We start from the raw sequence: 25,189 nt of genomic DNA on the forward strand, positions 1-25,189 counted from the left end.
ATTCAGCGGTACTTCATGTCGGCCGGCAGGATGTAGCCGTTGTCGAACAGCGTGGGATTCAGGGCCGACGAATAGGCGATGGTCGACACCGCCTGCAAGAGCGGAATGGCCCAGGACTGCTGCGACGATTCGACGTTGAGCGCCTTGTAGCCGGCCATGCGTTTTGCCTCGTCGATCTCGGTCATCAGAGCATCGATGCGCGGCGCCAGCGACATGTCCTTCCAGGTCGAGAAGCGCAGGCGCGGATCGAAGATGCGACCGGCATAGTTCTCCGGATCGCCGGTGCTGTTGACCCAGCTGTAGAGCAGCGGGCCCGCCAGCTTGCCGTTCTGCGCCGCCTCGACCAGCTTGGCGGGCGTGGTCTCCTCGATCGTGGCGTTGATGCCGACCTGCTTCCACATGCCGGTGATCGCGCGCGCCACGTCGTAGTCGTTCGGGAACACGCCGTTGGTGGTCAAGAACGTGAAGGAGACTGGGTTCGAGGTGCTGAAGCCCGCGGCCTTGAGTTCCTCGATGGCCTTGTTCTTGTCGAACGGGAAGTGGAAGTCGGGCACGTAGGACGGCGTGCCCTCGGGTGTCATGACGGACAGCGGCTTGGCGACACCGCCGTAGAAGGCCTTGGAGAGCGCTGCCGTGTCGATGGCCAGATGCATGGCCGCACGCACGTGGTCGTTGTCCATCGGCTTCACGTAGTTGGGAATCCGGATCATGTAGACCTCGGAGACCGGGTAGACCTTGGTCGCGACGCCGGACTTCGACCCCAGGCGTTGGACTTCACGCATCGGAAGTTGCGTGGCCGAGGCCGACCCGGCCCGACTCGATCAGCGCGACGCGGGCGGAGCCTTCGGGCACGATCTGGAAGATCACCTGCTTGATCGTCGGCGCGCCGCCCCAGTACTTGTCGAAAGCCTCCAGCGCGATGCGCGAGCCTCGCTGGTGCTCCACCATGCGGTAAGGACCGGCGCCGATCGGCTTGGCATTGAAGCCCTCCGGTCCGACCTTTTCCATGTAGGCCTTGGGCACCACGTAGGCGGCCAGAAAGGCCAGGTAGATCGGCGCGGCCGGCGTCGGCCGGTTGAAGACCATGACGCCCTTGGTCGGCGAGATCACCTCGATATCGCCCAAGGTGTTGAGCATGCCGCCCACCAGCAGCTTCTTGTCGGCCTTGGCGCGCTCGGCCAGGCTATAGCGCACGTCTTCCATCGTCATGCGCGTGCCGTCGTGGAACAGGATGTCGTCGCGCAAGGTGATCTCGAGGCGGGTGGCCTTGTTGTCGAGCCATTTCCATTCCTTCACCTGGCGCGGTTCGAGCTTGAGCTGCGGCGAATAGCGAAGCGGCGAATCGAAGACGGACTGATACAGGTTCTGGATCGTGGGGATGGACAGCGCGTTGGGGTCCCAGGTCGGTACGTCCACGGGATAGGCGATCGCCAGGGTGGACTTGTCCACGGTCTGCGCGCCGGCCTGCTGCCAGGGCAGCAGCGAGCCGGCACCGGCGGCGAGCGCGCCGAGCAGCAGATGGCGCCTGGCCGGATCCTGCAGGACTTGTTGCGGAGCGACGCTGTCCTGGGTGGCCCGGGGCTTGGAGTTTGTCATGGTGCGTGTCTTCTCTGGTTGAAGGGGGTGGGCGGGGAGCGAGAACTCGTGGGGGCCGCTTCGACTAGCGGCGGCTGCGGGGCGCAGCGGGCTGCTTGCTCTTTTCGTGCAGGGCCGCGTAGGCGTTCTCGGCGGCCATGACGAACCTGTGCATGCTGTCGTGGGCCGCGACCGAGTCGTGGCGCGCAAAGCTCGCATACAACTCCTGGAGCCCGGCGACCACGACCGGATGGATTTCCGGTCCGCGCAGGGTGCTCATGCGTACGGTCAGCACCTGATCGGAGCAGCGCATGATGACCGCTGCCAGCCGCTTGTTGCGCACCGCGCCCAGCCGAGGTTTCTCGGAAGTCCACATTGGCGCGGAACAGCCGAGGGAAGTCCTCCGAGGCCTCGGCGGCCTTGGCCTCGTTCAGCGCGGCGTTCAACTGCGAGATGCCGGCGCGCGACAGGTCCCGGGCGGCGAGCGCCGCCGCACGAGGCTCCAGCAGCTTGCGCAGTTCGAACACCTCCATCACGTCCTTGGGGTCCAGCGTGGGGATGCGGTAGCCGCGTGCGGTGCTGACCAGCACTCCCTCTGAAACCAGTTGCAGCAGGGCCTCGCGGACGGGCATGCGTGACATGCCGAGCTGCGCAGCGATCTCGAGATCGACCATTCGGTCTTCCAGCGTCACGAGGCCGGTACGCAGACGGCCGCGCAGGGCGTCGTAGGCGATCGCGCTGAGGCTCTGGCGGCCCGACGGCGGTGCCTCCGGTGCTTCCTTCAGGGGCGCGGTTGTGCGTGCCATGGTTCAGTTTCCGTATACGGTTTAAAGGCAAGCATGAGAACGTGCAGTGCCTCTTTGACCGAGGAGATCGTTTGCAAAGAGCGTGCCATGTGCGTTTTTCCCTCTGCAGGAGCCGCTGTGTTCTTGCGGCGACGACACAGCACTTAGTTTAGGCCTAAAGCACATTGACTTCAATGTGTCATAAACAATATACTGTTGTCAACGGCTCCAACCATGATTCCGCCCCTCTCGAGGGGCGAACGCGAAAGCACTTTCATCGATGAACTCGCCAGCAAGCCCCTTCGAGCGGCCGCTCAAGCCCCGGCTGCAACGCCGTGCCGCCTTGCCGCTGATCTGGCTGGCCTTGGGCAGCCCCGCCTTGGCTGAGATTGCTGCGCGATCGGCGCCCGGCGCCGCGGTCGTCATCGATCTGCAGCATGGCCTTTGGGAGCGCGGGACGTTCGAGGCTGCGGTGGGCATCGCCGGACCGCGGACTCCGGTCATCGCGCGGACGGCCGATTTTTCGGCGACGGCCATCGGCGCCGCGCTCGATGCGGGCGTCGCGGCGGTCATGGCGCCATTGGTCGAGAGTGCGGACGACGCGCGCGCTCTCGCTAGTGCGAGCCGCTATCCCCCGCAGGGCAAGCGCTCGGGTGGCGGCGTGCGGCCGCTGCTGGCGGGCATCGAGGCGATGCGGGCGGCCAACCAGCAAGTCGCCGTCGGCGCCATGATCGAGACCGCATTGGGGGCACAGAACGCCGAGGCGATCTGCGCCGCCCCAGGCATCGACTTCATCTTCATCGGCACCGGTGACCTGCAGCTGTCAATGTCAGGGGCGAGTCCCGCTCAATTGCAGGCCTGCTGCGCACGCATCCGCGACGTCGCGCACCAAAACGGTCTTCCTTGCGGCCTGTTCACTTCCGACGCGACCGCTGCCCGGCAGGCATTCGCCGATGGCTACGAGATCGCCGTGGTCGCCAATGACATCGGCCTCGCTGCACGCGGCTTTGCAGAGGCGCTGCAAGCGGCGCAACCCTGAGCCTTCAACCATCCTCCAGTCCAAGAAAGACCTTCCGCATGAGCACTGCGCAAGCCGTCGAAGCCCTGGTCCAGGCGCTCGGCATCGACCTCGTCGCCACCGGTCCATCGATCCCCGAGCGGCGACACGGCGACTGGAGCGGCGTGCCGGCCAGCGTGCCGCGTGCGCTGTTGCGCCCCCGCAGTACCGAGCAGCTGTCCCGCATGCTGCAGATCTGCAACGAGTTCGGCCAGCCGGTGGTCGCCCAAGGCGGGCTGACCGGCCTTGCGGGCGGCGCCTGCTGCGGTCCCGAAGAGATCGCGTTGAGCCTGGAGCGCATGAACGCCATCGAGGAGGTCGATGCGGTATCGGGCACGCTCACCGCGCAGGCCGGCTGCACGCTGCAGGCGGTGCAGGAAGCGGCCGAGGCCGCCGGCTTCCTGTTCGCGCTCGATCTGGGCGCGCGCGGCAGCTGCACCATCGGCGGCAATCTCTCGACCAATGCCGGCGGCAACAGGGTGATCCGCTACGGCACCATGCGCGACCAGGTGCTCGGCATCGAGGCGGTGCTGGCCGACGGCAGCGTGGTCGGCGGCCTGCACAAGATGGTCAAGAACAACACCGGCTACGACTTCCGCCACTTGCTTGCGGGCGCCGAAGGCACGCTGGGCATCGTCACGCGCGTGGTGCTCAAGCTTCATCCGCAGCCGCGCTCGGTCTGCACCGCCTGGTGCGGCCTGTCGGATTTCAGATCGGTGACGACGTTGCTGCAGCGCGCGAAGGCCGAGCTGCCCGGCGGCGTGTCGGCTTTCGAGGTCATGTGGCCGAGCTACCTCGACTTCATGATGGAGCGGATCAAGGGCTTGCGCCCGCCGCTGCCGGGGCGCCACGGCATGAACGTGCTGATGGAAAGCGCCGGAGCGGACGAGGAGCATCATCCGGCAGCGTTCGAGGCCTTCCTCGCGCGCATGCTCGAGGAAGGCGTGATCGAGGATGCGGCGGTGGCGCGCTCCGCCGCGGACGCTCGCTCGCTGTGGGCGGTGCGCGACGCGACGGCGGAATTCCCCATCCTGCTGCCCGGCATGGCGGCGTTCGACGTCAGCTTCGCGATCGCCGACATCGGGCGCGCGGCGCTGGAATGCGAAGCCCTGCTGCGCGAGCGCTGGCCGGAGGGCATCGCGCTGGTCTACGGCCATCTCGGCGACGGCAACCTGCACGTGATCGCCCATGCCGACGGCGGCCGGCCCGAAACGCGCATGCAGATCGAGGAGGTGGTGTACGACCTCACGCGGCGCTATCGCGGCGCCGTGTCCGCCGAGCATGGCATCGGCCTGCTCAAGCGCAAGGTACTCGGCCACACGCGCAGCCCTGCCGAGCTCGCGGCGATGCGGGCCATCAAGCAAGCCCTCGACCCCAAAGGCATTCTCAACCCCGGAAAGGTGATCTGACCATGAACGCTCCAAAGACCAAGTTTCGCATTTGGGCGCAGGGCGCCACCGACAAGGCGGGCCACCGCAGCTATCTCTCGAAGTTGCTGCCGCACATGCAGGCCTGCGTCGATCCGGAGTTCGAGGTGGAGTTCCACACCACCACCCCTTCGGTCACGACGGTGCACGCGCTCTCGGAGTTTCGCTTCTCGCGCGAGGTGATCCGCAATGCGATCCGCGCCGAGCGCGAGCACTACGACGTGTTCTTCATGAACCACTTCCAGGACGTCGGCCTCTATGAGGCGCGCGCCTCGGTGCAGATCCCGGTGCTCGGTCTCGGCGAGACGAGCCTGCTGCATGCGTGCACGCTCGGCCGCAGGCTGGGGCTATTGGCCATCAATCACGCCTTCATCACGACCCATGCCGACCAGGTACTGCGCTACGGCCTGCAGCAGCGTGTGGCCGGGATCCGGGCCGTCAACGCCACGATGGCCGATTGGATGGAGGCCTTCGAGTCGCCCGAGAAGAAGGCCGAACTGGAGCAGGTCTTCGTGCGGGAGGCGCGGCACCTGATGGACATGGGCGCCGACGTCATCGTGCCGACCGGAGGTATTCCGATGATGCTGTTCGGCGATGCCGGCGCCAACGTCGATGGCGCACCGATCGTCAATGGGGTGACTGTGGTCGTGAAGGCTGCCGAAATGGCCGTCAAGCTGCGCCGCCTGGGTGCTCCAGCCACCAGCCGCGTGCCGCATTCCGGATTCGCGCTGCCAGACGAGAAGACGCTGGGCGAGTTCCTGAACCACGGCTGAGGCCGGCGATGGTCCGCGGCGCTACCTGCGCCTTCGAAGTCCAGCCGGCTAGCCGGGCAGGAGCCCATTCGTACGGGCGTGGTGCAGCGCCTGGGTGCGGCTCTTCACGCCCAGGCGTCGGAACAGACGCCACAGGTGCACCTTGACGGTGTGCTCGCTGATGTCGAGTTCCGTCGCGATGTCGCGGTTGCTCATGCCCTGGTCGAGCATGGCGATCAGCTGGGTCTGTCGCTTCGACAGCTTGTTGCTGGTCGCCGTCACCGGTTCCTCGACCTCGGTGTCGGCCATCAGCAGGCCGCGCAGCGCCGCGGTGAGTTCGGCGGAGCTGGCGGATTTTTCGATGTACGTGTCCGCACCGGCCTCGATGCACGCCTCTTCCATGTCGGCCGACGGCGACGCCGAATAGACCGCCACGGGCACGTCCGGATAGTCATGCTTCACCGCGACCACGCCGGAGACGCCGGTGGTGTCCGGCAGCTTCAGATCGAGGCAGAAAAGCCCCGGCGCCCCGTGTTGCTTGACGGCTGCGGAGAGCTTGTCGAGTCGTTCGAGCTCGACGATGGTCTCGGCCGGGCGAAGCCGGCGCAGCACCATCACGATGGCGTCGCGCATCAGGGGGTGGTCGTCGATGACGTAGATACTCATGGTTTTCTCACTGTGTACGCGGCCCGGGTCGTGCCCCTCGCCGCGCGTTGCTCTCACTCAAATCAGCCTTCGCTTGCCGCTTCGGCGGCCAGGGCGTCCAGCGCCGCGGACGCCTCGCTCGTTGCCTTGTCGTCCATGGGCTCGAGCTGCTCGGCAAGCTGGGTCAGCGCGGCGCCGCGCGCCTGCTTCAGCGTGGCGATGGCCCGGCCGGCTTCCTGCGGCGTTGCGAACCCCCGGCTTTGTACCAGTTGCGCGCCCGTTGCGCCCAGAAACTTGAAGTAGAAAAGGCCATCGCTTTCCCTGTATTGCTTGAAGCTCGGCCGTGCGGCCTTCGCTGCCTTGCGCACCGCCGGCCCGGCGCTCGACGCCAGATTGCGCAGCCCGACCGCATGGCGGAGCTCTGCGAGGAACGGCCTGGACAGCTCGCGCGCCTTGTCGGCACCGGCGCGAAGGATCTTCTCGATCTGCGCCGGGTCGTTGATCAATTCGTCGTAGTGCTGGCGCATCGGCGCGATCTCGCGGTCGATGCGCTCGAAGAGCATCTGCTTGGCCTCCCCCAGCCGATCCCGTCGGCGTAGGCCTTGCGCAGCGTCTCGGTCTCCGCGCTGTCGGCGAAAGCCTGGTAGATCTGGAACAGCGCCGAGCCTTCCGTGTCCTTGGCCTCGCCGGGCGCGCGTGAATCGGTGACGATGCCGGCGATGAGCTTCTGCAGATTGGCGCGCGGCGTGAAGAGCGGGATCGTGTTGTCGTAACTCTTGCTCATCTTGCGGCCGTCGAGGCCGGGCAGGGTCGCCACCGCGTCGTCGATCTCGGCATCGGGGAGCTGGAAGTGCTCGCCGTAGAGGTGGTTGAAGCTCGACGCCATGTCGCGCGCCATCTCGATGTGCTGGACCTGGTCGCGGCCCACAGGCACCTTGTGGGCGTTGAACATCAGGATGTCGGCCGCCATGAGCACGGGGTACATGAAGAGGCCTGCGCTGACGTCCGCGTCGGGGTCCTCGCCTTTGGCGATGTTCTTGTCCACCTGCGCCTTGTAGGCATGCGCGCGGTTGAGCAGGCCTTTGCCCGCCACGCAGGTGAGAAACCAGGTGAGCTCGGGAATCTCCGGGATGTCGGACTGCCGGTAGAAGGTCACGCGCTCGGGGTCGAGCCCGCAGGCCAGCCAGGTGGCGGCGATCTCCAGCGTCGAGCGCTGGATGCGTGCCGGGTCATCGACCTTGATGAGTGCGTGATAGTCCGCGAGGAAGTAGAAGCTCTTCACGTCCGCGCGGCGGCTGAAGCGCACCGAGTGCCGCACCGAGCCCACGTAGTTGCCGAGATGCGGCGTCCCGCTGGTGGTGATGCCGGTGAGGAAGCGAACGATGTCGGGTTTGGACGAGGCCATGTGAAAGAACTCAGCGGATCAGGGCGATGATGGGGGAGAGCAGCAGGTTGACGATCGCATAGCCGAAGGCCATCAGAGGTTGCAGCCAGTAGGTGCTGACGATGCCGGCGAGCACGAGGCCCATCACGATGAAAAAGCCATAGGGCTCGATGCGTGCGAGGAATTCCTGCGCGCTGCCGCGCGGCAGGAGCCCGGCGAGGACCCGCCCGCCGTCGAGCGGCGGCAGCGGGAAGAGGTTGAACGCCCACATCACGAGGTTCACCAGCACGCCCCCTGCGCCATCTTGAGGAAGAAGGGCTCGCTGATGCCGAAAGCCGCAAGCGCGACATAGAAGAGCGCCCAGAGGATTGCCTGGAGGAAGTTGGCGGCCGGCCCGGCCAGCGCGACCCAGATCATGTCGCGCTTGGGATGGCGCAGGCGGCCGAAGCTCACCGGGACGGGCTTCGCGTAGCCGAACAGAAAGCTGCCGGAGGTTGCGAAGAACAGCAGCAGCGGCATCAGGATGGTGCCGACCGGGTCGATGTGCTTCATCGGATTGAGCGTCACCCGGCCGAGCACGTAGGCCGTGTTGTCGCCGAAATACCGGGCCACGTAGCCGTGCGCGGCCTCGTGCAGGGTGATCGCGAAGATCACCGGCAGGGCGTAGATGAGCACGGTCTGGATAGTGTTGGAAATGTCCACTGGTGGATTGTCTCAGACGGGTGTGTGTCCCCTGGGCGGCCTCAGAGGCCGAGCACCGCCAGGGAGCCGCGGCCCTGCCGCACGAGCACCGGGTCGCCGCCGGCGCCCATGGGGGTGAGGTCGACCACGGTCGTCGGCTCCGACGGACAGGCGCCCGAATCGATCACCCCGCCGATCTGCTTCTCGAAGCGTTCGCGGATCTGCGCGGCGTCGTTCATCGCCGCGGTCTCGCCGGGCGGGATGAGCGTGGTGGCGAGCAGCGGTTCGCCATGCAGCGTGAGCAGCTCGCAGAGGACCTTGTGGTCGGGCATGCGCAGGCCGATGGTCTTGCGCTGCGGATGACTCACGCGGCGCGGGACTTCCTTGGTCGCTTCGAGGATGAAGGTGTAGGGCCCCGGCGTGGCGGCCTTCAGCAGCCGGTACTGCTTGTTGTCGACCCGAGCGTAGTTCGCGAGCTCGCTCAGGTCACGGCAGATCAGCGTGAGGTGGTGCTTCTCGTCGACCTGCCGGATGCGCCGCAACTGGTCGACGGCGTTCTTGTCGTCGAGGTGGCAGGCCAGCGCGTAGCTGGAGTCGGTTGGCACGGCGACGATCTCGCCGCGCGCGAGCAGGGCCGCGGCCTGCTTGAGAAGCCGCTGCTGCGGGTTGTCGGGATGGACTTCGAAGTACTGGGCCATGAAAACCTGATGGGGCGGGCGACGGAGCCCACCATTCTGCCGTTAGTCGGGTGGTCAAGATTCGGCCGGCTCGATGGGCACGCGGCGCTCGCGCACCGTGAGCCATGCGCCGGCGCCGCCGCAGACCGCGATCAGCCCCATGCCGGCCAGCGAGAGCGTGTCGGGCACCTGCGAGAACACGATCCAGCCGCCCAGCATCGCGAAGGCGATCTGCGCGTAGAGATAGGGCGTGAGCGTGGAGGCCGGCGCGCGCTGGTAGGCCAGGATCAGGATGAAATGCCCGATGGTGCCCATGAACCCCATCAGGCACAGCAGCGCCCACCAGTGCCACGACGGCAGCGCGGTCCAGACGAAGGGCAGCGCGATCGAGGTCAGCAGGGTGCCGACCCAGCCGGTGTAGAAGTGCATCGTGAGCGGGCTCTCGGTGCGCGCCAGCTTGCTCGTCAGCACCTGGAACCAGGCGTTGGTCAGCACCAGTCCGATGGGCAGCAGCGCGGCCCAGCTGAAGGCATCGCCGCCCGGGCGCAGGATCACCAGCGTGCCGGCAAACCCGCCCGCCACCAGCGCCCAGCGCAGCGGCGAGACGTGCTCCTTGAGGGTGGTGGCGGCCAGCAGCGTGATCACGAGCGGCGCCATCAGCACGATCGAGGTGAATTCCGCCAGCGGCATGTAGCGCAGGCTGAGGAACGCCAGGATGCTCGATGCCAGGAGCAGCGTGCCGCGCAGGAGCTGGTAGCGCGGATGGCGCGTGCGCAGCAGGGCAGTGCCGTGCCGGGGCACAAGGACCATGGTGGTGGCGACCGCCTGGAAGGCATAGCGCACCCAGACCCCCATGAGGATCGGTACCGCCGCGGTCGAGCGCTTGGTGGCGGCATCCAGCGTCGCGAAGCAGGCAACGGCGAGCAACACCAGTCCGATGCCGGCGAGGGTCCGTCCGGAATCGAGGCGGCCCGCGCCTGACGTGGCGACCGTGGCGCCGGCCGGCAGGGAGCTCACTGGATGCGGTGCTCCAGCAGTTCCCACACCGGGGTGAGGTTTCCGGGCAGCCACGGAAGCTTGCCCAGGTCGCAATGGCTTTCGTCGGGGCTGTGGAAATCGCTGCCGCGCGAGGCAGCGAAGCCGAATTCCATCGCCTTGTCGGCGTATTCGACGTATTCGGCCGGCGTGTGGCTTCCGGTCACCACCTCGATCGCCTTGCCGCCGTGGGCCTTGAATTCGAGGAACAGTGCGTATTCCTCATTGGCGGTGAACCTGTAGCGGCCCGGATGCGCGATCACGGCCAGTCCCTTGGCGGCGGTGATCCAGGTCACCGCGTCCTTCAGGGTGGCCCAGCGGTGCGGCACGTAGCCCGGCTTGCCTTCCGTGAGGTACTTGCGGAAGACCTCTGCCGTGTCGCGGCAGTAGCCGCTTTCGACCAGGAAACGGGCGAAATGGGTGCGCGAGATCAACTCGGGGTTGCCGACGAACCTGAGCGCGCCTTCATAGGCGCCATGAATGCCGACCTTGGCCAGCTCTTCAGACATCTCCTGTGCGCGCTTGCCACGCCCGCCGCGGGTGTCGTAGAGGCCTTCGGTCATGGCCGCGTCGTCGGCGTCGAAGCCCAGGCCGACGATGTGCACCGTTTCGCCCGCGAAGGTGACGGAGATCTCGGTGCCCGTGAGGTATCGCATGCCGTTCTCGCGCGCCGCGGCGGCTGCACGGTGCTGGCCGCCGATCTCGTCGTGGTCGGTCAATGCCCAGAGCTCGACGCCGTTGGCCGCGGCGCGCGCGGCGAGTTCCTCGGGTGTGAGCGTGCCGTCCGAAACCACGGAATGGCAGTGAAGGTCGGCGTTGAGAATGGATGACACGCCAGCATCTTATTCGTTCTCGAACGTGCCTGCCGGGCGCATGGTATCTGCGCTGCCTGCTATCGAATAGATAGCATTCGAGCGGCCCGGGGGCTGTGCGGGTAGCGGGCGCGTGTCAGCGCTTCTTGCGGAAGGCCAGCCATGCCGCCACGGCCGTGAACGTGGCCACGATGCCGACGAGGATCCAGAACCCGTGCTTGTGCTCCGCCAGCGGGATGCCGCCGACGTTCATGCCGAACAGGCCGGCCGTGATGTTGATCGGCAGCGCGAGCACGGTCACCACCGTCAGCACGAAGAGGCTCCGGTTGTTGTCCTCGTTCACGTTGGCCGCGATCTCTTCCTGCAGCAGCTTGATGCGCTCCTGCAGCGCGCCCATGTCGCGCAGCACGACCGAGAACTCCTCCGACGCCGCGCGCAACTGCTGGGCGTCGGATTCGGACATCCAGTGCGGCGGGGTCTGCAGCAGGCGGAACAGCGCCGCCGGCTCCGGTGCCAGCAGCCGTTGCAGGCGCACCAGCACGCGCCGGAGCATGCCCAGCCGCGCGCGCTTGTGGTCGAGCCGGCCGGCCAGGAGCTCGTCCTCGATCGAGTCGATGCGCGCCGTCCCGTCGCGGACGATCTTGACCAGCACGTCGGCCTGCACCCGCATCAGGTGCTCGAGCAGTTCGGTGCTCGAGCGCGGCGCGTCGCCGGCCTTCACGGCCGTGCGCAGCGCGTCCACCGAGCGCAGCGGCTGGCTGCGCGCGGTGACCACCAGCCGCGGGCCCACGCTGATCCACAGGGTGGAAATGTCCGAGGGCTCGAAGCTGAACTCGAAGTGCACGTCGTTGATGACTGCGATCAGCGAATCGTCGGCGCGCTCGATGCGGGTGGAGTGCAGGCCGTCCTTCAGCGTCTCGTAGAAAAGCTCGGACAGGCCCGCGTGGCGTGCCAGCCAGCGCTCGGCCGGCGCATGGCTGAGGTTGAAATGCAGCCACATGAACGCGCGATCCGCCGTGCCGCCTTCATGTCCGGCGTCCCGGGCCAGCCATTCGGCCGCCTGCGACGAATCGACGGCGCGCACCGGCCGCGCCGATCCGGCGTCGAACAGGTAGCCGCAGATCAGTCCTGCTTCATCGCTGCCATAGGCACCGAACGTCCAATCCTGGGAAAGTGCCAAAGTGCGTCAGAACAGATGAGTGAACATCCCGTGGGCGGGTCCGGCATCGTCCTCGGTGCATGTGACGGCCATGTGACATGCGCCGTTTCGTTCACGTTTCGTCACAGGACTGTCATCCAGCGGCCGCACGATGGGGTTTTCGCTTTCCGCAGAGACGGACCATGACGCTCCCCAGCATCCTGAGTGACCAGGAAGAACTCATGCAGCGCATCGCGCGCGACCTCGTCGACAGCTATGACGAAGAGATCGAGCTCGAAATCGAAGACCGCAGCCTCGAGGAACTCGAAACCGGCAAGATCGCCGACAAGGCCGCGCGGCAGGCTTACTTCAAGAACCTGTTCCGCCTGCAGGGCGAACTGGTGAAGCTGCAGGACTGGGTGCAGAACAACAGGCAGAAGGTGGTCATCCTGTTCGAAGGCCGCGACGCGGCGGGCAAGGGCGGCGTGATCAAGCGCATCACCCAGCGCCTCAACCCGCGCGTGGCCCGTGTGGCGGCGCTGCCGGCGCCGAACGACCGCGAACGCACCCAGTGGTACTTCCAGCGCTACGTGGCGCATCTGCCTGCGGCCGGCGAAATGGTGCTCTTCGACCGCAGCTGGTACAACCGCGCCGGCGTCGAGCGCGTGATGGGCTTCTGCAGCGACGACGAGTACGAGGAGTTCTTCCGCACGGTGCCCGACTTCGAGCGGATGCTGGTGCGCTCGGGCATCAAGCTGATCAAGTACTGGTTCTCCATCACGGACGACGAGCAGCACATGCGCTTCCTGAGCCGCATCCACGACCCGCTCAAGCAGTGGAAGCTCAGCCCGATGGACCTCGAATCGCGCCGCCGATGGGAGGAATACACCAAGGCCAAGGAGATCATGCTCGACCGCACCCACATCCCCGAGGCGCCGTGGTGGGTGGTGCAGGCCGTCGACAAGAAGAAGGCGCGGCTCAACTGCATCAGCCACCTGCTCGGCCAGCTTCCCTACCAGGAGGTCGAGCATGCCCCCGTGGTCCTGCCGGCTCGCGAGCGCCATGAGGACTATCTGCGCCATCCCGTGCCGGCGAGCATGTACGTGCCCGAGTTGTACTGAGGGCTGCGCCCGCGGACCTGACCGGCCATTCGTCCGGGTAGCCTGCTTCGGCCGAAGCTGCTACCGTGTGCGGACGATCCTTGCCGCACTTTGATGGTCCGCAGTGCAATCTCTCCGCTCACGCGCGCGTATCAGCGCAACCTGAAGGCGCTCACCAAGGCGACGCTGGGCAGCGGCAAGCGCATCGCCAGCCAGGTGCAGCGGGCCGCCGCGAAGCAGCTCAAGCCGCCGCCCGGCCGGGGCGACTGGCTGCCCGGCGTCGCGCTGGGACCGGCGGGCGCGCGGCGCTATCACCTCTACCGGCCGCCCGACCTCCAGCTCGGGCTCGGCGAAGAGCTGCCGCTCGTGGTCATGCTCCACGGCTGCGGGCAGACCGGTCGCGACTTCGCCATCAGCACCCGCATGAACCGCATCGCCGCCCGCGAACGCTTCATGGTGCTCTACCCCGAACAGGACCGGTTCGCCAATGCACAGGGCTGCTGGAACTGGTATGACCGACGCTCCGGCAAGGCCGACGCGGAAGCTGCGACGCTCATGGCGGCGATCGATCAGGTCTTGATGCTGTATCCGCTCGACCGCGACCGCGTTGCGCTCGCCGGGCTGTCGGCCGGGGCCAGCATGGCGGCGCTGCTGGCGACGCGCTACCCGATGCGCTTCAAGGCCGTGGCGATGCATTCGGGCGTTGCGCCGGGCGCCGCCAAGTCGCCGGCCACCGCGCTGGGCGCGATGCGCGGGCAGCACGTGCCGCCGATGCCCGCCACCGCTGTCGGAAAGGCCATGGGCGCCGCAGCCGTCTTCACGACGCTGCCGCCGCTGCTCGTGCTGCACGGCGACGCCGACACCGTCGTGTCCGCGAGCAATGCCGACAGCACCGCGGCGGTGTGGGCGATGGCCACGGGTGCGCGCGCGGGCGTCACGCGCACGGTGCAGCGCGGCAAGCGCCATCCGATGCGCATCACTGACTTCACCCGCCGGGGCCGCGTCGCGGTCACGCTGTGCGAGATCGCGGGCCTCGGCCATGCATGGAGCGGCGGTGCCGCCAGCATGCCGTTCACGGATGCGGCGGGGCCGGATGCGACCAAGCTGGTGTGGGCCTTCGCGGCCCGCCAGTTTCGCCTCGGCGCCGGCCGGGGTACGCCTTGAAATCGGGAGCGGGAGTCGACCATGTCCACCATCGCCTACGACGCCAGCCGCACCGCGCTCTACACGCCGGAGCGCCACGAGACGCTGTTCGAGCGCGGCACCCTCTACACGCCGGCGCAATGGGCCGTCGAGGCTTCGCGGCTCGCGTACTACCGGGCGGAGCAGTCGGAAGCCGAGCAACAGCGCCTCGCCGCCGCACTCGCGCAGGCGGGCTTTGGCGAACCCAGGCTGTTCCTCGATGCCGCGATCTTCGCTTTCGGGGCGATCCACGGTGGCGACGGCACGGCACTCATCGCGTTCCGCGGCACGCAGCCGGACGAGATCCGCCACCTCGCCACGAACCTTCAGGCGCAGCAGATCGAATGGAGCGAAAGCGGCGGCCGCGTGCACGCCGGCTTTGCCAAGGCGATCCGCGGCGTGCTGCCGCAAGTGATCGACTGGCTCGCGGGCGAGGGTCAGCCGCGCAGCCGTCTCCTCCTCGCCGGCCACAGCCTCGGCGCCGCGCTCGCGACATTGGCCGCGAGCGTCCTCAAGCCCGAGATGCTGATCACGCTCGGCTCGCCGCGCATCGGCGACGCGGAGTTCGTCGCGTCGCTCGCGCACCTCGACATCGTGCGGCTGGTGGATGGGTGCGACGTGGTCACCCAGCTGCCGCCGGCACTGTCGTTCTACGCGCACGCCGGTGCGGTGACCTACATCACCTGCCTCACCGGAGATTGCGTCGACGACCCGGCGCCGACCATGATCGAGGCCGATCGCGTCGAGGGCCGCGCGCGCTACGCGTCGGAGCATGCGTGGAAGCCCGGTGCCGTGCTGCTGCGCGAGCTGGCGGACCACGCCCCCATCAACTACGCCCGAGGGTTCTTTTAGCTCGCCCCCAGCCTCGCCCACTTCGTGTAGCTCGGGCACCCCGACCGGGGGCACAGCCAGCGGCCCGGCAAAGCCGGTTCCGCGGCTGTTCCCGATTTCGTGGCGAGCGACATCCTGTACGCCACCCGGCGTATTTCGGCCTTACGGGTGAATCCGCAGACTTCTCCCATCGTTCAAACCACAGGAGAAGGTCTCATCATGCAACGTCGTTTCACCCTCAAGGCGCTCACCGCCGCCGCCGTGCTGGCGGGCCTTTCGGCCGCGCCCGCATTCGCGCAGGACACCATCAAGGTCGGCGTGCTGCATTCGCTTTCCGGCACGATGGCGATCTCGGAGACCGTGCTCAAGGACACGGTGCTCATGGCCATCGATGACATCAACGCCAAGGGCGGCGTGATGGGCAAGAAGCTCGAGCCCGTGGTGGTCGATCCGGCCTCCAACTGGCCGCTGTTCGCCGAGAAGACCAAGCAGCTGCTCGGCCAGGACAAAGTCGCGGTGATCTTCGGCTGCTGGACCTCGGTCTCGCGCAAGTCGGTGCTGCCGGTCGTCGAAGAGATGAATGGCCTCTTGTTCTACCCCGTGCAGTACGAGGGTGAAGAGCTTTCGAAGAACGTCTTCTACACCGGTGCCGCGCCCAACCAGCAGGCCATCCCGGCGGTCGACTACCTGATGAGCAAGGAAGGGGGCGGCGCCAAGCGCTGGGTCCTGCTGGGCACCGACTACGTCTATCCGCGCACGACCAACAAGATCCTCCGCGCCTACCTCAAGAGCAAGGGCGTGGCCGACAAGGACATCGACGAGAAGTACACGCCGTTCGGCCACAGCGACTACCAGACCATCGTCGCGGACATCAAGAAGTTCTCGGCCGGCGGCAAGACGGCGGTGGTGTCGACCATTAACGGCGACTCCAACGTGCCGTTCTACAAGGAACTCGGCAACGCCGGTCTGAAGGCCAAGGACGTGCCGGTGGTCGCTTTCTCGGTCGGCGAGGAAGAACTGCGCGGCGTGGACACCAAGCCGCTCGTGGGCCACCTTGCGGCGTGGAACTACTTCATGAGCATCAAGAACCCGACCAACACGGCGTTCATCAAGCAGTGGAGCGAGTACGCGAAGGCGCACAACATCCCCGGCCACAAGGACCGTCCTCTGACCAATGATCCGATGGAAGCCACCTGGATCGGTATCCACATGTGGAAGCAGGCGGTCGAGAAGGCCAAGAGCACCGACACCGACAAGGTGATCGCCGCAATGGCCGGCCAGACTTTCAACGCGCCTTCGGGCATCGTCTCGAAGATGGACGAGAAGAACCACCACCTGCACAAGAGCGTTTTCATCGGCGAGATCAAGGCCGATGGCCAGTTCAACGTGGTGTGGAAGACGCCGGGCCCGGTCAAGGCCAAGCCGTGGAGCCCGTACATCGAGGGCAACGACAAGAAACCCGATTACCCCGCCGGTAAATCTCTCTGACCCCCAGCCTCGCCCACTTCGTGTGGCTCTGACACCCCTTTCAGGGGGCAACACCAGCGGACCGGCGAAGCCGGATCCGCGGTGTTTCTGGAATCTGGAACGCGGTGCGATCTTTTATGCGCTCTATCTTTTCATGGGTTGTGGCGGTCTTTCTGTTGGTGGCCTCAGCTGCTCATGCGCTGACCGTCGACGAAGCAAAGACGATCGCCTCGGGCGATACCGAAGCGCGCATTGCGGCGCTCAACAAGGCTGTCATTTCTGCGGACGAGAAGACGGTCGCTTTCATCCAGGCCATGTCGGATGACGCGGTGAAGGTCACCGAGGACAAGGTGTTCGTCATCAAGGACGACAAGGCCTACGACCCGGTCACCGGCGCGGAACTGAAGCTGCCGGACGATGCCGAGGACGTGGTCAACAACAACATGATGCGCGGCGCGCTCGATGCGGCGCAGGCCGCGCTCAAGCTCACGAGCAAGGACGAGGCAGTGCGCGCCGAGGCCGCGCAGGCCCTGTTCAAGGAGCCCGATGAATCGCGGCTGCCGATGGTCGAGAAGGCACTGGCTGCCGAGACCCATCCGAAGATCAAGGCGCAGCTCGAACTGGTGCGCGCGGCGAGCCTGCTCGGCAGCGCCGACAAGGGAAAGCGCCTCGATGCGGCCAGGGCGCTCGGCGACAGCCGGAGCCCGGAGACCAAGCTGCTGCTGAACCAGCGGCTCGCCGACGAGACCGAAGCGGACGTGAAGGCAGCGATCACTGCGTCGATCCGCAGCATCGACGGCTCGCTCGTCTGGGGTGACCGCATCAATGCGGTCTTCAGCGGCATCAGCCTGGGCTCGGTGCTGCTGCTTGCGGCATTGGGTCTTGCAATCACCTATGGGCTGATGGGCGTCATCAACATGGCGCACGGCGAACTGATGATGATCGGCGCCTACGCGACCTACGTGATGCAGGGCATCTTCCAGCGCCTGCTGCCAGAGTCGATGTTCGGCTGGTACCTGGTGGCGGCCATTCCGGTCGCCTTTCTCGCATCCGCCTTGGTCGGCGCGGTGCTCGAACGCGGCGTGATCCGCTTCCTCTACGGACGTCCGCTCGAAACGCTGCTCGCCACCTGGGGCATCAGCCTGATGCTGCAGCAGCTCGTGCGTTCGATCTTCGGCGCGCAGAACGTCGGCGTGGAGAACCCGGCCTGGATGAGCGGCGGCCTGAACCTGCTGAGCAACGTCACGCTGCCGTGGAACCGCATCTGCATCATCATCTTCGCGGGCCTGGTGCTGCTCGCGATGGGATGGCTGATCGGCCGTACCCGGCTCGGTCTCTTCGTGCGGGGCGTGACGCAGAACCGGCCGATCGCCTCGTGCATGGGCGTGAACACCGCGCGCATCGACACCTACGCCTTCGCGCTCGGCTCCGGTATCGCGGGGCTTGCGGGCTGCGCGCTGTCGCAGATCGGCAATGTCGGACCGGACCTCGGCCAGAGCTACATCGTCGATTCGTTCATGGTGGTCGTGATGGGCGGGGTGGGCCAACTCGCGGGCACGGTGTACGCGGCGCTGGGCCTGGGCATCCTCAACAAGTTCATCGAAGGCTGGGCCGGGGCGGTGCTCGCGAAGATCGCGGTGCTGGTCTTCATCATCGTCTTCATCCAGAAGCGGCCTCAAGGCATCTTCGCAGTCAAGGGCCGGAGTGCCGAGGCATGACGACCACCCCCAGCCTCGCCCACTTCGTGTGGCTCTGCACCCCCTCAAAGGGACAACACCGGCGGCCCGGCGAAGCCGGTTCCGCGGTGTTCCTCGCATGAGAAACCCTCGCACCCCGGCAATCCCATGAGTTCTTCAGTTTCTCTTCCCTCCAAAGGCCCGCTCCTGAGCGGCAAGGGCTGGACCGTCTTCTTCGTCGCGGCGATCGTGGTCTGCGCACTCGCACCGGTGCTCAACATCATGGTGCCGGCCGGCAGCGCGCTGCATATGAGCGACTACGCGGTGGCGCTGGTCGGCAAGATCATGTGCTACGCGATCTGTGCACTCGCGATGGATCTCATCTGGGGCTACACCGGCATCCTGTCGCTCGGGCACGGCCTCTTCTTCGCGCTCGGCGGCTACATGATGGGCATGTACCTCATGCGCCAGATCGGCCGCGACGGCAACTACAAGAGCGACCTGCCGGACTTCATGGTCTTCCTCGACTGGAAGACGCTGCCGTGGCACTGGGCGGTGAGCGACAGCTTCATCGCCACGCTGATCCTGATCGCCCTGGTGCCGGGCCTGATCGCCTTCGTGTTCGGCTTCTTCGCGTTCCGCTCGCGCATCAAGGGCGTGTACTTCTCGATCATCACGCAGGCGATGACCTTCGCGGCGATGCTGCTCTTCTTCCGCAACGAGACCGGCTTCGGCGGCAACAACGGCTTCACCGATTTCAAGCGCATCCTGGGCATTCCGATCCAGACGCAGGAGATGCGCATGTTCCTGTTCGCGCTCACCGGACTCACGCTGCTCGCCTTCTTCCTCTTCTCGAAGTGGCTCATCGGCAGCAAGTTCGGCCGGGTGCTCCAGGCCATCCGCGATGCGGAGTCGCGCGTGATGTTCTCGGGCTACAACCCCCTGGGCTACAAGCTCACGATCTGGGTGATCTCGGCCGTGATGTGCGGCGTGGCCGGTGCGCTCTACGTGCCGCAGGTAGGCATCATCAACCCGAGCGAGATGAGCCCGGCCAACTCGATCGAGATCGCGATCTGGACCGCGGTTGGCGGGCGCGCGACGCTGGTGGGGCCGGTCATCGGTGCCTTCATCGTCAACGGTGCGAAGAGCTGGCTGACCGTGGCCTATCCGGAATACTGGCTGTATTTCCTCGGCGCGCTTTTCATCGCGGTCACGCTGTTCCTGCCGGACGGCATCGTGGGGCTGGTGAAGAGGCTGGCGTCGAGAGAAAGCAAGAAGGCCGGCGCGGAACCCGGCGAAGTCCGCCATGAGGTGCAGCGTTCGGTCGCAGCCGAGCAGGGCGTCGAGACTGCATCGCTGACCCCGCCGCTCGCCGTCGAACCCAAGGGAGCACGCGCATGACCCCCGACCTGATGGACGCCGGCGCCGAACGCGTCGCCCGGCATGTCGCCTTCGAGCAAGCGCTGCACACCGAATCCGGTGGACGCGCCGCAGGCTACGGCCGGCCGATGACGCCCGGTGAAGTCGATGTGACGCACGGCCGCATCCTCTACCTCGAAGACGTGAGCGTGAGCTTCGACGGCTTCAAGGCGATCAACAAGCTGTCGCTGGACATCGCGCCCGGCGAGCTGCGCTGCATCATCGGCCCGAACGGCGCGGGGAAGACGACGATGATGGACATCATCACCGGCAAGACCCGGCCCGACGAAGGCACGGTGTACTTCGGCAGCACCATCGACCTGCTGCGGCACAAGGAGGCCGAGATCGCGCAGCTGGGCATCGGCCGCAAGTTCCAGAAGCCGACGGTGTTCGAGCACCTCACGGTGTTCGAGAACCTCGAGCTGGCGCTCGCGACCGACAAGGGCGTGAAGTCGTCGATGCTCTTCAAGCTCGATTCGGCGCAGTGCGACCGTCTGGCCGAGGTGCTGCAGACCATCCATCTCGAAGGCAGCGTGCTGCGAATGGCCGGCAACCTGAGCCATGGCCAGAAGCAGTGGCTGGAGATCGGGATGCTGTTGATGCAGGACCCGAAGCTGCTGCTGCTCGACGAGCCGGTGGCCGGCATGACCGACGAGGAGACCGCGCGCACCGCGGAGCTCTTCCTGTCGCTCAAGGGCAAGCATTCGCTGATGGTGGTCGAGCACGACATGAGCTTCATTCGCGCCATCTCGGAGATCGTGACCGTGCTGTGCGACGGCTCGGTGCTCGCGCAGGGTACCCTGGACGAGGTCCAGGCCGACGAGCGCGTCATCGAGGTCTACCTCGGTCGGTAAGGAATCTGAGCATGCTCACGGTCAAGAACATCCATCAGTACTACGGCGGCTCGCACATCCTGCGCGACGTCAGCTTCGAGGCACGCCTCGGCAAGGTCACCGTGCTGCTCGGCCGCAACGGCGTCGGCAAGACGACCTTGCTCAAGTCGTTGATGGGCCTCGTGCCCATCAAGAGCGGCAGCATCGAGTTCGATGGCGTGCCGATCCACAAGCGCACGCCCTACGAACGGGCCCGCGCGGGCATGGGCTTCGTGCCGCAGGGCCGCGAGATCTTCGCGCGGCTCACGGTCGAGGAAAACCTCCGCATGGGCCTCGCCTACAAGTCCGGCAGTACGCCGGTGCCGCCGGAGCTCTATGAGCTCTTTCCGGTACTCAAGCAGATGCTCAACCGCCGCGGCGGCGATCTCTCGGGCGGACAGCAGCAGCAACTCGCGATCGCCCGCGCGCTGGCGCCCAAGCCCAAGCTGCTGATCCTGGACGAGCCCACCGAAGGCATCCAGCCAAGCATCATCAAGGACATCGGCCGCGTGATCCGCATGCTGGCCGACCGCGGCGACATGGCGATCGTGCTGTGCGAGCAGTACTACGACTTCGCGCAGGAGCTGGCCGACGACTACCTCGTGATGGAGCGCGGCGAAATCATTGCGCGCGGGCTGGGAAAAGACATGGAGGCGCAAGGGGTGCGCCAGCTCGTCGCGATCTGATGCTCGCCCCCAGGCTTGCCCACTTCGTGTGGCCGCCCACCCCCTCGCCCGGGGGCAACACCGGTGGACCGGCGGAGCCGGATCCACGGTGTTTCTGGCTTCATGCTGCGTCAGGGAGGTGTGGGGGCCATTTGCGACCGCGCCAGCTTTGCAAAGGCCTGCAGTTCGGCCGCGTTCAGGTCGGACACCGCCCAGGCCTGCATGCCGCCTTCGGTCCAGTGCACCATGTTGTAGCCGCGTCGCACCAGCAGTTGCGGTGCGGACGCGGCATCGCGCGAATCCGGCCAGACGAACAGGTTGACGATGTGTTGTCCTGAGCGGTAGACCAGCGCCGCCACCGGGCGCCCTTCGATGTAGTCGAGCCGGGCGCCGATCAGCGGATGGCCATCGGCGGCCAGATCGACGACCGGCGGCGAGAAGTCGAGCTTGCCGGTGAACCATGGCTTGACGGTGTGATGGTCCGACGACGCCACATCCGTCAGATGCCCGGCCATCAGCGACCGGATGTGGCTGTCGGTGACCGCATCGCCGAGCGCGTGGCTCGCCGTGCCCAGCAGCAGGACGAACGAGAGGCCCCACGCCGTTGCGGCGCCCGCGCCGAACAACGCCAGTGCCTGCAGCCACCGCGGGCGGGCCTTCGGCCGCGGCGGCGGCGCGGAGGTCGGCGCGTCGCCCCCGTTCAGCAGCCCGGCGCGGATGCGCTCGGCCAGCGCGGGCGGCGGCGCATGGCGCGTGGCTTCCTGCCGGATCAGCGTGCCGAGATCGTCCGCTTCAGTGGGTCGCATCGCGATGGGCTCCTGGGTTGTCGGGCGGCGCGACCTCCCGCAGTGCATTGCGCAGCAGCGCGCGGGCGCGCGAGAGGCGCGACATCACCGTGCCGACCGGGATGCCGGCGATGCGTGCGATCTCCTCGTAGGACATGTCTTCCATCTCGCGAAGCACGATGACCTCGCGGAACGGCGGTGCGAGCGCCTCGATGGCCGCATCGATGCGCCCGCCCAGCGCACGCCGCTCCCATGCCGCGGCGGGGTCCCCGCCGTCGCGCTGCGCCGCACCGATGCCGGCCTCCTCGGCGCCGACGTCTCGGAGTTCGTCGAACTCGACCTGATCCGCCAGATGGCGCGACTGGCGCATCGCGTCGTAGCAGGCGTTGCGCACGATGCCGAGCAGCCACGGCCGCGCATCGTCGCCGCGAAGGTCGTCGAAGAAACGGAACGCGCGCAAATAGGCCTCCTGCACCGCGTCTTCGGCCTGCTGGTCGTCGCGCAGCAGCCAGCGCGCCAGGTTGTAGGCGGCGTGCAGGTGCGGCAGGGCCGCGGTTTCGAATTGGCGGGTGCGGTCGTTCAAGGCGGTCTTCCCCTGCATGACGCGGCGCATCGCTGCCTTATTCCCGGCGCGCGGGAAACAAGTGGCGTCCGGCGTCGGTCAAGCACAGGGCGATTCTGTTCCTTTCCGATCCGTCAAGGCGCCCTCCCCGAAGCGGGCCGCCGTGGTCGGCCGGAAGGCTGTACGCTCTGGCCACTCCAACCGCCAGAGCCGCCCGCCATGCAGATCCCTCCCGTCGTTCCTCCATTGCCAACCGGGAGCCTCGCGTGGAGCAACTGAGTCTGCTGCTGGTGGAGCACGCCGTCGCCGTCGTGTTCGTCGTCACCTTCTGCGCGCGGGTCGGCCTCCCGGTGCCGGCGTCGCCGCTGCTCGTGGTGGCCGGCGCGCTGGCGGCGATCGCGCAGCCAGCGCTGCTGGTGGCGATGGTGGCTGCGTCGTGGCTCGCGAACCTGCTCGGCGACGCGGTCTGGTTCTATGCGGGGCGGACCTACGGCTACCGCTTCATGCGGCTGCTTTGCAAGATCTCGATGTCGCCGGATTCCTGCGTGCGGCGCAGCGAGACGCTGATCGGCCGGTGGGGCGGAATGTCGCTGGTGCTGGCGAAGTTCGTGCCCGGCGTGTCGGTGATCGCGCCGCCGATGGCGGGTGCGCTGGGAATGTCGTCGTGGCGCTTCGTCGCGTTCGATACGCTCGCCGCGCTGCTGTGGACCGGCATCTTCCTCGCGCTGGGCTGGCTCTTCCGCGACCAGATCCAGGCGGTGCTCGATGTCCTGTCGGAGGCGGGCAGCTTCGCGATCGTGGCGCTCGTCGTCGTGCTCGCCGCGATGCTCGCGGTGCGCTACTGGCGGCGCCGGACGTTCATGCGCCTGACCGGCATGCCGCGCGTGACGGTCGGAGAGCTGCTCACGCTGATGGACGGCGAGCCGCCGCCGATCGTGATCGACGTGCGCGGCGAGGCTGGCGTGCAGGTCGATCCCCGGCGCATTCCCGGTGCCTTGCCGATTGCCCTCAAGGACATTCAGCAGAGGCGCGTCGAACTGCCCTTCGACGGCACCGATCGCGAGATCGTGCTCTATTGCAGTTGCCCGAACGAGGTGTCGGCCGCGCTGGGCGCGCAGGCGCTGGCTTCGCGAGGCATGAAGCGCGCGCGGCCGCTCGCCGGCGGGCTCGATGCGTGGGTCGAGGCCGGCCACCCGACCCAGACGGCCTGAATCACCGGCGCGGCCCGGGCGCTTCGCGCGTCGCCGATCCGAGCGGTGGCGCGATCTCCTCGAGCGGCTTGCGCTCGGCATCCACTGCCCAGCGCCATGCGATCGACCCGGCCACGACGACCAGCACCGCGCCGATCGCATAACCGATCGCCACCGCGCCCCGGTTGCCGGTCTCGATCAGAGCGCCGAAGAGCGCCGGCGCGACGAAGCCGCCCGCGCCGGTGCCCACCGCATAGAAGATCGAGATCGCGATCGCGCGCATCTCCAGCGGGAAGACCTCGCTCACCGTGAGATAGGCCGAGCTCGCCGCGGCCGACGCCAGAAAGAACACCGCCGACCAGCAAAGCGCCTGGCCGCGCGCGTCGAGGAGGCCGAGCATGAAGGCCCATCCCGTCAGCCCGAGCCCGATGCCCGAGCAGACGTAGGTCAGCGCGATCATCCGCCGCCGCCCCACGTGGTCGAAGAGCGGTCCGAGGATCAATGGCCCGAGTACGTTGCCGAGCGCGAACGGGAAGATGTAGAGCGCCACCCTGCCTTCGGGCACGCCGTGGAAGCGCGTGAGCACCAGCGCATAGGTGAAGAAGATCGCGTTGTAGAAGAAGGCCTGCGAGATCATCAGCGCCAGTGCGACCATGCTGCGCTGCGGATAGCGCCGCAGCAGCACATGCGCCACGTCGCGCCAGCCGGGCTGCGCAGGCGCGCCGAAGGCCACGTGGCCGGCCGCCGACGGCAGCGGGCCGTGCTGCGCCGCCACCTGCGCCTCGATGCGGCCCATGATGCCTTCGGCTTCGTGGGCGCGGCCGTGGGCGATCAGCCAGCGCGGGCTCTCCGGCACGTCACGCCGCACCAGGAGGATCGCCAGCGCCAGCAGCGCGCCCAAGGCGAAGCCGACGCGCCAGCCCGCCACCGGGCCCAGCACGCGCGGATCGAGCAGCCACAGGCTCACCCCCGCGCCCAGCGCCGCGCCCACCCAGAAGCTGCCGTTGATCGCGAGGTTCACACGTCCGCGCACGCGCGCCGGGATCAGCTCGTCGATTGCGGAGTTGATGGCTGCGTACTCGCCGCCGATGCCCAATCCGGTCGCGAAGCGGCAGACGGCAAAGAACGCAAAGCCCGTCGACAGCGCGGTCGCCAGCGTCGCGATCGCATAGACCGCGAGCGTGAGCAGGAAGAGCCGCTTGCGGCCCAACCGGTCCGCGAGCCGGCCGAACATCAGCGCGCCAGCGACCGCCCCGGCGATGTAGAGCGAGCCGGACCATCCGACCTGCGTCGCGGTGAGTGCCAGCGTGTCCGTCCGCTCCAGCACGCCGCCGAGCGAGCCGACCAGCGTGACCTCCAGCCCGTCGAGCACCCAGGCCACGCCGAGCGCGAGGACGACGCGCCAGTGCCAGCGCGACCAGGGCAGGCGATCGAGGCGGGCCGGGATGTCGCTTCGTTCGATGCGCATGTCG

At 67.2% G+C, this 25,189-nt stretch carries 23 protein-coding genes and 3 pseudogenes; 12 read left to right on the plus strand and 14 right to left on the minus strand.

Annotated elements, in window-relative coordinates:
- Positions 1–2: 2 nt before the first annotated feature.
- The 4 genes and pseudogenes from ACQ858_RS04055 to ACQ858_RS04070 all read right to left on the minus strand — a co-directional run.
- Positions 3–782, minus strand: a complete 780-nt coding sequence (locus ACQ858_RS04055; RefSeq protein ID WP_431275525.1) for an ABC transporter substrate-binding protein — start codon at positions 780–782, stop codon at positions 3–5.
- Positions 775–1,596, minus strand: coding sequence for an ABC transporter substrate-binding protein (locus ACQ858_RS04060; RefSeq protein ID WP_431275526.1), 822 nt, complete (start codon positions 1,594–1,596; stop codon positions 775–777). Before ACQ858_RS04060 ends, ACQ858_RS04055 begins: the two co-directional genes overlap by 8 nt.
- A 64-nt stretch (positions 1,597–1,660) precedes the next feature.
- Complete coding sequence (locus ACQ858_RS04065; RefSeq protein ID WP_431276952.1) at positions 1,661–1,951, minus strand: FCD domain-containing protein; 291 nt, start codon at positions 1,949–1,951, stop codon at positions 1,661–1,663.
- Between the two features lie 34 nt (positions 1,952–1,985).
- Positions 1,986–2,381 (minus strand): annotated as a pseudogene (locus tag ACQ858_RS04070) (GntR family transcriptional regulator); the annotation flags it as partial.
- Positions 2,382–2,703: 322 nt separating this feature from the next.
- Between ACQ858_RS04070 and ACQ858_RS04075 the strand changes: the two are divergent.
- Genes ACQ858_RS04075 through ACQ858_RS04085 form a run of 3 tightly spaced genes read left to right on the plus strand, consistent with a single transcriptional unit; the run spans position 2,704 to position 5,617 of the window.
- The gene (locus ACQ858_RS04075) at positions 2,704–3,399 is read left to right on the plus strand and encodes an HpcH/HpaI aldolase family protein (protein ID WP_431275527.1); all 696 of its coding nucleotides are present in this window, start codon (positions 2,704–2,706) and stop codon (positions 3,397–3,399) included.
- A 38-nt stretch (positions 3,400–3,437) separates the two neighbouring features.
- Positions 3,438–4,826, plus strand: a complete 1,389-nt coding sequence (locus ACQ858_RS04080; protein ID WP_431275528.1) for an FAD-binding oxidoreductase — start codon at positions 3,438–3,440, stop codon at positions 4,824–4,826.
- A gap of 2 nt (positions 4,827–4,828) precedes the next feature.
- On the plus strand, positions 4,829–5,617 hold the full coding sequence (locus ACQ858_RS04085) for an aspartate/glutamate racemase family protein (protein ID WP_431275529.1): 789 nt from the start codon (positions 4,829–4,831) through the stop codon (positions 5,615–5,617).
- Positions 5,618–5,665: 48 nt separating this feature from the next.
- Here the strand turns inward: ACQ858_RS04085 and ACQ858_RS04090 are convergent, their stop codons facing one another.
- From ACQ858_RS04090 to ACQ858_RS04120, 7 genes and pseudogenes are all read right to left on the minus strand, one after another.
- The gene (locus ACQ858_RS04090) at positions 5,666–6,262 is read right to left on the minus strand and encodes a response regulator transcription factor (RefSeq protein ID WP_431275530.1); all 597 of its coding nucleotides are present in this window, start codon (positions 6,260–6,262) and stop codon (positions 5,666–5,668) included.
- A gap of 62 nt (positions 6,263–6,324) precedes the next feature.
- Positions 6,325–7,646, minus strand: a pseudogene (locus ACQ858_RS04095) (tryptophan--tRNA ligase).
- A 10-nt stretch (positions 7,647–7,656) separates the two neighbouring features.
- Positions 7,657–8,327: pseudogene (locus ACQ858_RS04100) on the minus strand (site-2 protease family protein).
- Positions 8,328–8,368: 41 nt separating this feature from the next.
- Positions 8,369–9,004 carry an L-threonylcarbamoyladenylate synthase gene (locus ACQ858_RS04105; RefSeq protein ID WP_431275531.1) on the minus strand — a complete coding sequence of 212 codons (636 nt, stop codon included), beginning with the start codon at positions 9,002–9,004 and terminating at the stop codon, positions 8,369–8,371.
- A 54-nt stretch (positions 9,005–9,058) separates the two neighbouring features.
- The gene (locus tag ACQ858_RS04110; protein WP_431276780.1) at positions 9,059–9,991 is read right to left on the minus strand and encodes a DMT family transporter; all 933 of its coding nucleotides are present in this window, start codon (positions 9,989–9,991) and stop codon (positions 9,059–9,061) included.
- Between the two features lie 5 nt (positions 9,992–9,996).
- Positions 9,997–10,851: a 3',5'-nucleoside bisphosphate phosphatase gene (locus ACQ858_RS04115; RefSeq protein ID WP_431275532.1), complete on the minus strand. Its 855-nt coding sequence runs from the start codon at positions 10,849–10,851 to the stop codon at positions 9,997–9,999.
- Positions 10,852–10,966: 115 nt separating this feature from the next.
- Entirely contained in the window at positions 10,967–12,010 is a 1,044-nt protein-coding gene (locus ACQ858_RS04120; protein ID WP_431275533.1) for a transporter, read from the minus strand.
- A gap of 161 nt (positions 12,011–12,171) precedes the next feature.
- Between ACQ858_RS04120 and ppk2 the strand changes: the two genes are divergently transcribed.
- The 8 genes from ppk2 (at position 12,172) to urtE (ending at position 21,201) form a co-directional block, all read left to right on the plus strand.
- Complete coding sequence (ppk2, locus tag ACQ858_RS04125) at positions 12,172–13,089, plus strand: polyphosphate kinase 2 (protein ID WP_431275534.1); 918 nt, start codon at positions 12,172–12,174, stop codon at positions 13,087–13,089.
- 93 nt (positions 13,090–13,182) lie between these two features.
- Positions 13,183–14,232, plus strand: a complete 1,050-nt coding sequence (locus ACQ858_RS04130; RefSeq protein ID WP_431275535.1) for an extracellular catalytic domain type 1 short-chain-length polyhydroxyalkanoate depolymerase — start codon at positions 13,183–13,185, stop codon at positions 14,230–14,232.
- Positions 14,233–14,253: 21 nt separating this feature from the next.
- Positions 14,254–15,102, plus strand: a complete 849-nt coding sequence (locus ACQ858_RS04135; protein ID WP_431275536.1) for a lipase family protein — start codon at positions 14,254–14,256, stop codon at positions 15,100–15,102.
- 198 nt (positions 15,103–15,300) lie between these two features.
- On the plus strand, positions 15,301–16,569 hold the full coding sequence (gene urtA / locus ACQ858_RS04140; protein WP_431275537.1) for an urea ABC transporter substrate-binding protein: 1,269 nt from the start codon (positions 15,301–15,303) through the stop codon (positions 16,567–16,569).
- 116 nt (positions 16,570–16,685) lie between these two features.
- Positions 16,686–18,266 (plus strand): urea ABC transporter permease subunit UrtB, encoded by a 1,581-nt coding sequence (gene urtB / locus ACQ858_RS04145; protein ID WP_431275538.1) that lies wholly within the window; start codon positions 16,686–16,688, stop codon positions 18,264–18,266.
- A 126-nt stretch (positions 18,267–18,392) separates the two neighbouring features.
- A complete protein-coding gene (gene urtC, locus ACQ858_RS04150; protein ID WP_431275539.1) occupies positions 18,393–19,625 on the plus strand; it encodes an urea ABC transporter permease subunit UrtC in 1,233 nt (410 codons plus the stop codon).
- Positions 19,622–20,497: an urea ABC transporter ATP-binding protein UrtD gene (gene urtD / locus ACQ858_RS04155; RefSeq protein ID WP_431275540.1), complete on the plus strand. Its 876-nt coding sequence runs from the start codon at positions 19,622–19,624 to the stop codon at positions 20,495–20,497. The genes urtC and urtD overlap by 4 nt, the downstream gene beginning before the upstream one ends.
- A gap of 11 nt (positions 20,498–20,508) precedes the next feature.
- Positions 20,509–21,201, plus strand: coding sequence for an urea ABC transporter ATP-binding subunit UrtE (gene urtE, locus ACQ858_RS04160; RefSeq protein ID WP_431275541.1), 693 nt, complete (start codon positions 20,509–20,511; stop codon positions 21,199–21,201).
- A 110-nt stretch (positions 21,202–21,311) separates the two neighbouring features.
- Here the strand turns inward: urtE and ACQ858_RS04165 are convergent, their stop codons facing one another.
- Positions 21,312–21,986 (minus strand): anti-sigma factor family protein, encoded by a 675-nt coding sequence (locus ACQ858_RS04165; protein ID WP_431275542.1) that lies wholly within the window; start codon positions 21,984–21,986, stop codon positions 21,312–21,314.
- Entirely contained in the window at positions 21,973–22,548 is a 576-nt protein-coding gene (locus ACQ858_RS04170) for a sigma-70 family RNA polymerase sigma factor (protein ID WP_431275543.1), read from the minus strand. The genes ACQ858_RS04165 and ACQ858_RS04170 overlap by 14 nt, the downstream gene beginning before the upstream one ends.
- 245 nt (positions 22,549–22,793) lie before the next feature.
- Here ACQ858_RS04170 and ACQ858_RS04175 point away from each other — a divergent pair, with 245 nt between their 5' ends.
- Complete coding sequence (locus ACQ858_RS04175) at positions 22,794–23,738, plus strand: VTT domain-containing protein (RefSeq protein WP_431275544.1); 945 nt, start codon at positions 22,794–22,796, stop codon at positions 23,736–23,738.
- Between the two features lies 1 nt (position 23,739).
- Here the strand turns inward: ACQ858_RS04175 and ACQ858_RS04180 are convergent, their stop codons facing one another.
- Complete coding sequence (locus tag ACQ858_RS04180; protein WP_431275545.1) at positions 23,740–25,185, minus strand: MFS transporter; 1,446 nt, start codon at positions 25,183–25,185, stop codon at positions 23,740–23,742.
- Positions 25,186–25,189 lie beyond the last annotated feature (4 nt).

This window comes from Variovorax ureilyticus (assembly GCF_050632185.1).
Lineage (GTDB): Bacteria > Pseudomonadota > Gammaproteobacteria > Burkholderiales > Burkholderiaceae_C > Variovorax > Variovorax ureilyticus_A.

What these genes read in the sequence shown, in the direction of transcription:
- ACQ858_RS04055 (WP_431275525.1), bottom strand. Translation starts at nt 782, where the DNA reads ATGCGTGAAGTCCAACGCCTGGGGTCGAAGTCCGGCGTCGCGACCAAG.
- ACQ858_RS04060 (WP_431275526.1), bottom strand. Translation starts at nt 1,596, where the DNA reads ATGACAAACTCCAAGCCCCGGGCCACCCAGGACAGCGTCGCTCCGCAA.
- ACQ858_RS04065 (WP_431276952.1), bottom strand. Translation starts at nt 1,951, where the DNA reads ATGTGGACTTCCGAGAAACCTCGGCTGGGCGCGGTGCGCAACAAGCGG.
- ACQ858_RS04080 (WP_431275528.1), top strand. Translation starts at nt 3,438, where the DNA reads ATGAGCACTGCGCAAGCCGTCGAAGCCCTGGTCCAGGCGCTCGGCATC.
- ACQ858_RS04085 (WP_431275529.1), top strand. Translation starts at nt 4,829, where the DNA reads ATGAACGCTCCAAAGACCAAGTTTCGCATTTGGGCGCAGGGCGCCACC.
- ACQ858_RS04090 (WP_431275530.1), bottom strand. Translation starts at nt 6,262, where the DNA reads ATGAGTATCTACGTCATCGACGACCACCCCCTGATGCGCGACGCCATC.
- ACQ858_RS04105 (WP_431275531.1), bottom strand. Translation starts at nt 9,004, where the DNA reads ATGGCCCAGTACTTCGAAGTCCATCCCGACAACCCGCAGCAGCGGCTT.
- ppk2 (WP_431275534.1), top strand. Translation starts at nt 12,172, where the DNA reads ATGACGCTCCCCAGCATCCTGAGTGACCAGGAAGAACTCATGCAGCGC.
- ACQ858_RS04130 (WP_431275535.1), top strand. Translation starts at nt 13,183, where the DNA reads ATGGTCCGCAGTGCAATCTCTCCGCTCACGCGCGCGTATCAGCGCAAC.
- ACQ858_RS04135 (WP_431275536.1), top strand. Translation starts at nt 14,254, where the DNA reads ATGTCCACCATCGCCTACGACGCCAGCCGCACCGCGCTCTACACGCCG.
- urtA (WP_431275537.1), top strand. Translation starts at nt 15,301, where the DNA reads ATGCAACGTCGTTTCACCCTCAAGGCGCTCACCGCCGCCGCCGTGCTG.
- urtB (WP_431275538.1), top strand. Translation starts at nt 16,686, where the DNA reads ATGCGCTCTATCTTTTCATGGGTTGTGGCGGTCTTTCTGTTGGTGGCC.
- urtC (WP_431275539.1), top strand. Translation starts at nt 18,393, where the DNA reads ATGAGTTCTTCAGTTTCTCTTCCCTCCAAAGGCCCGCTCCTGAGCGGC.
- urtD (WP_431275540.1), top strand. Translation starts at nt 19,622, where the DNA reads ATGACCCCCGACCTGATGGACGCCGGCGCCGAACGCGTCGCCCGGCAT.
- urtE (WP_431275541.1), top strand. Translation starts at nt 20,509, where the DNA reads ATGCTCACGGTCAAGAACATCCATCAGTACTACGGCGGCTCGCACATC.
- ACQ858_RS04165 (WP_431275542.1), bottom strand. Translation starts at nt 21,986, where the DNA reads ATGCGACCCACTGAAGCGGACGATCTCGGCACGCTGATCCGGCAGGAA.
- ACQ858_RS04180 (WP_431275545.1), bottom strand. Translation starts at nt 25,185, where the DNA reads ATGCGCATCGAACGAAGCGACATCCCGGCCCGCCTCGATCGCCTGCCC.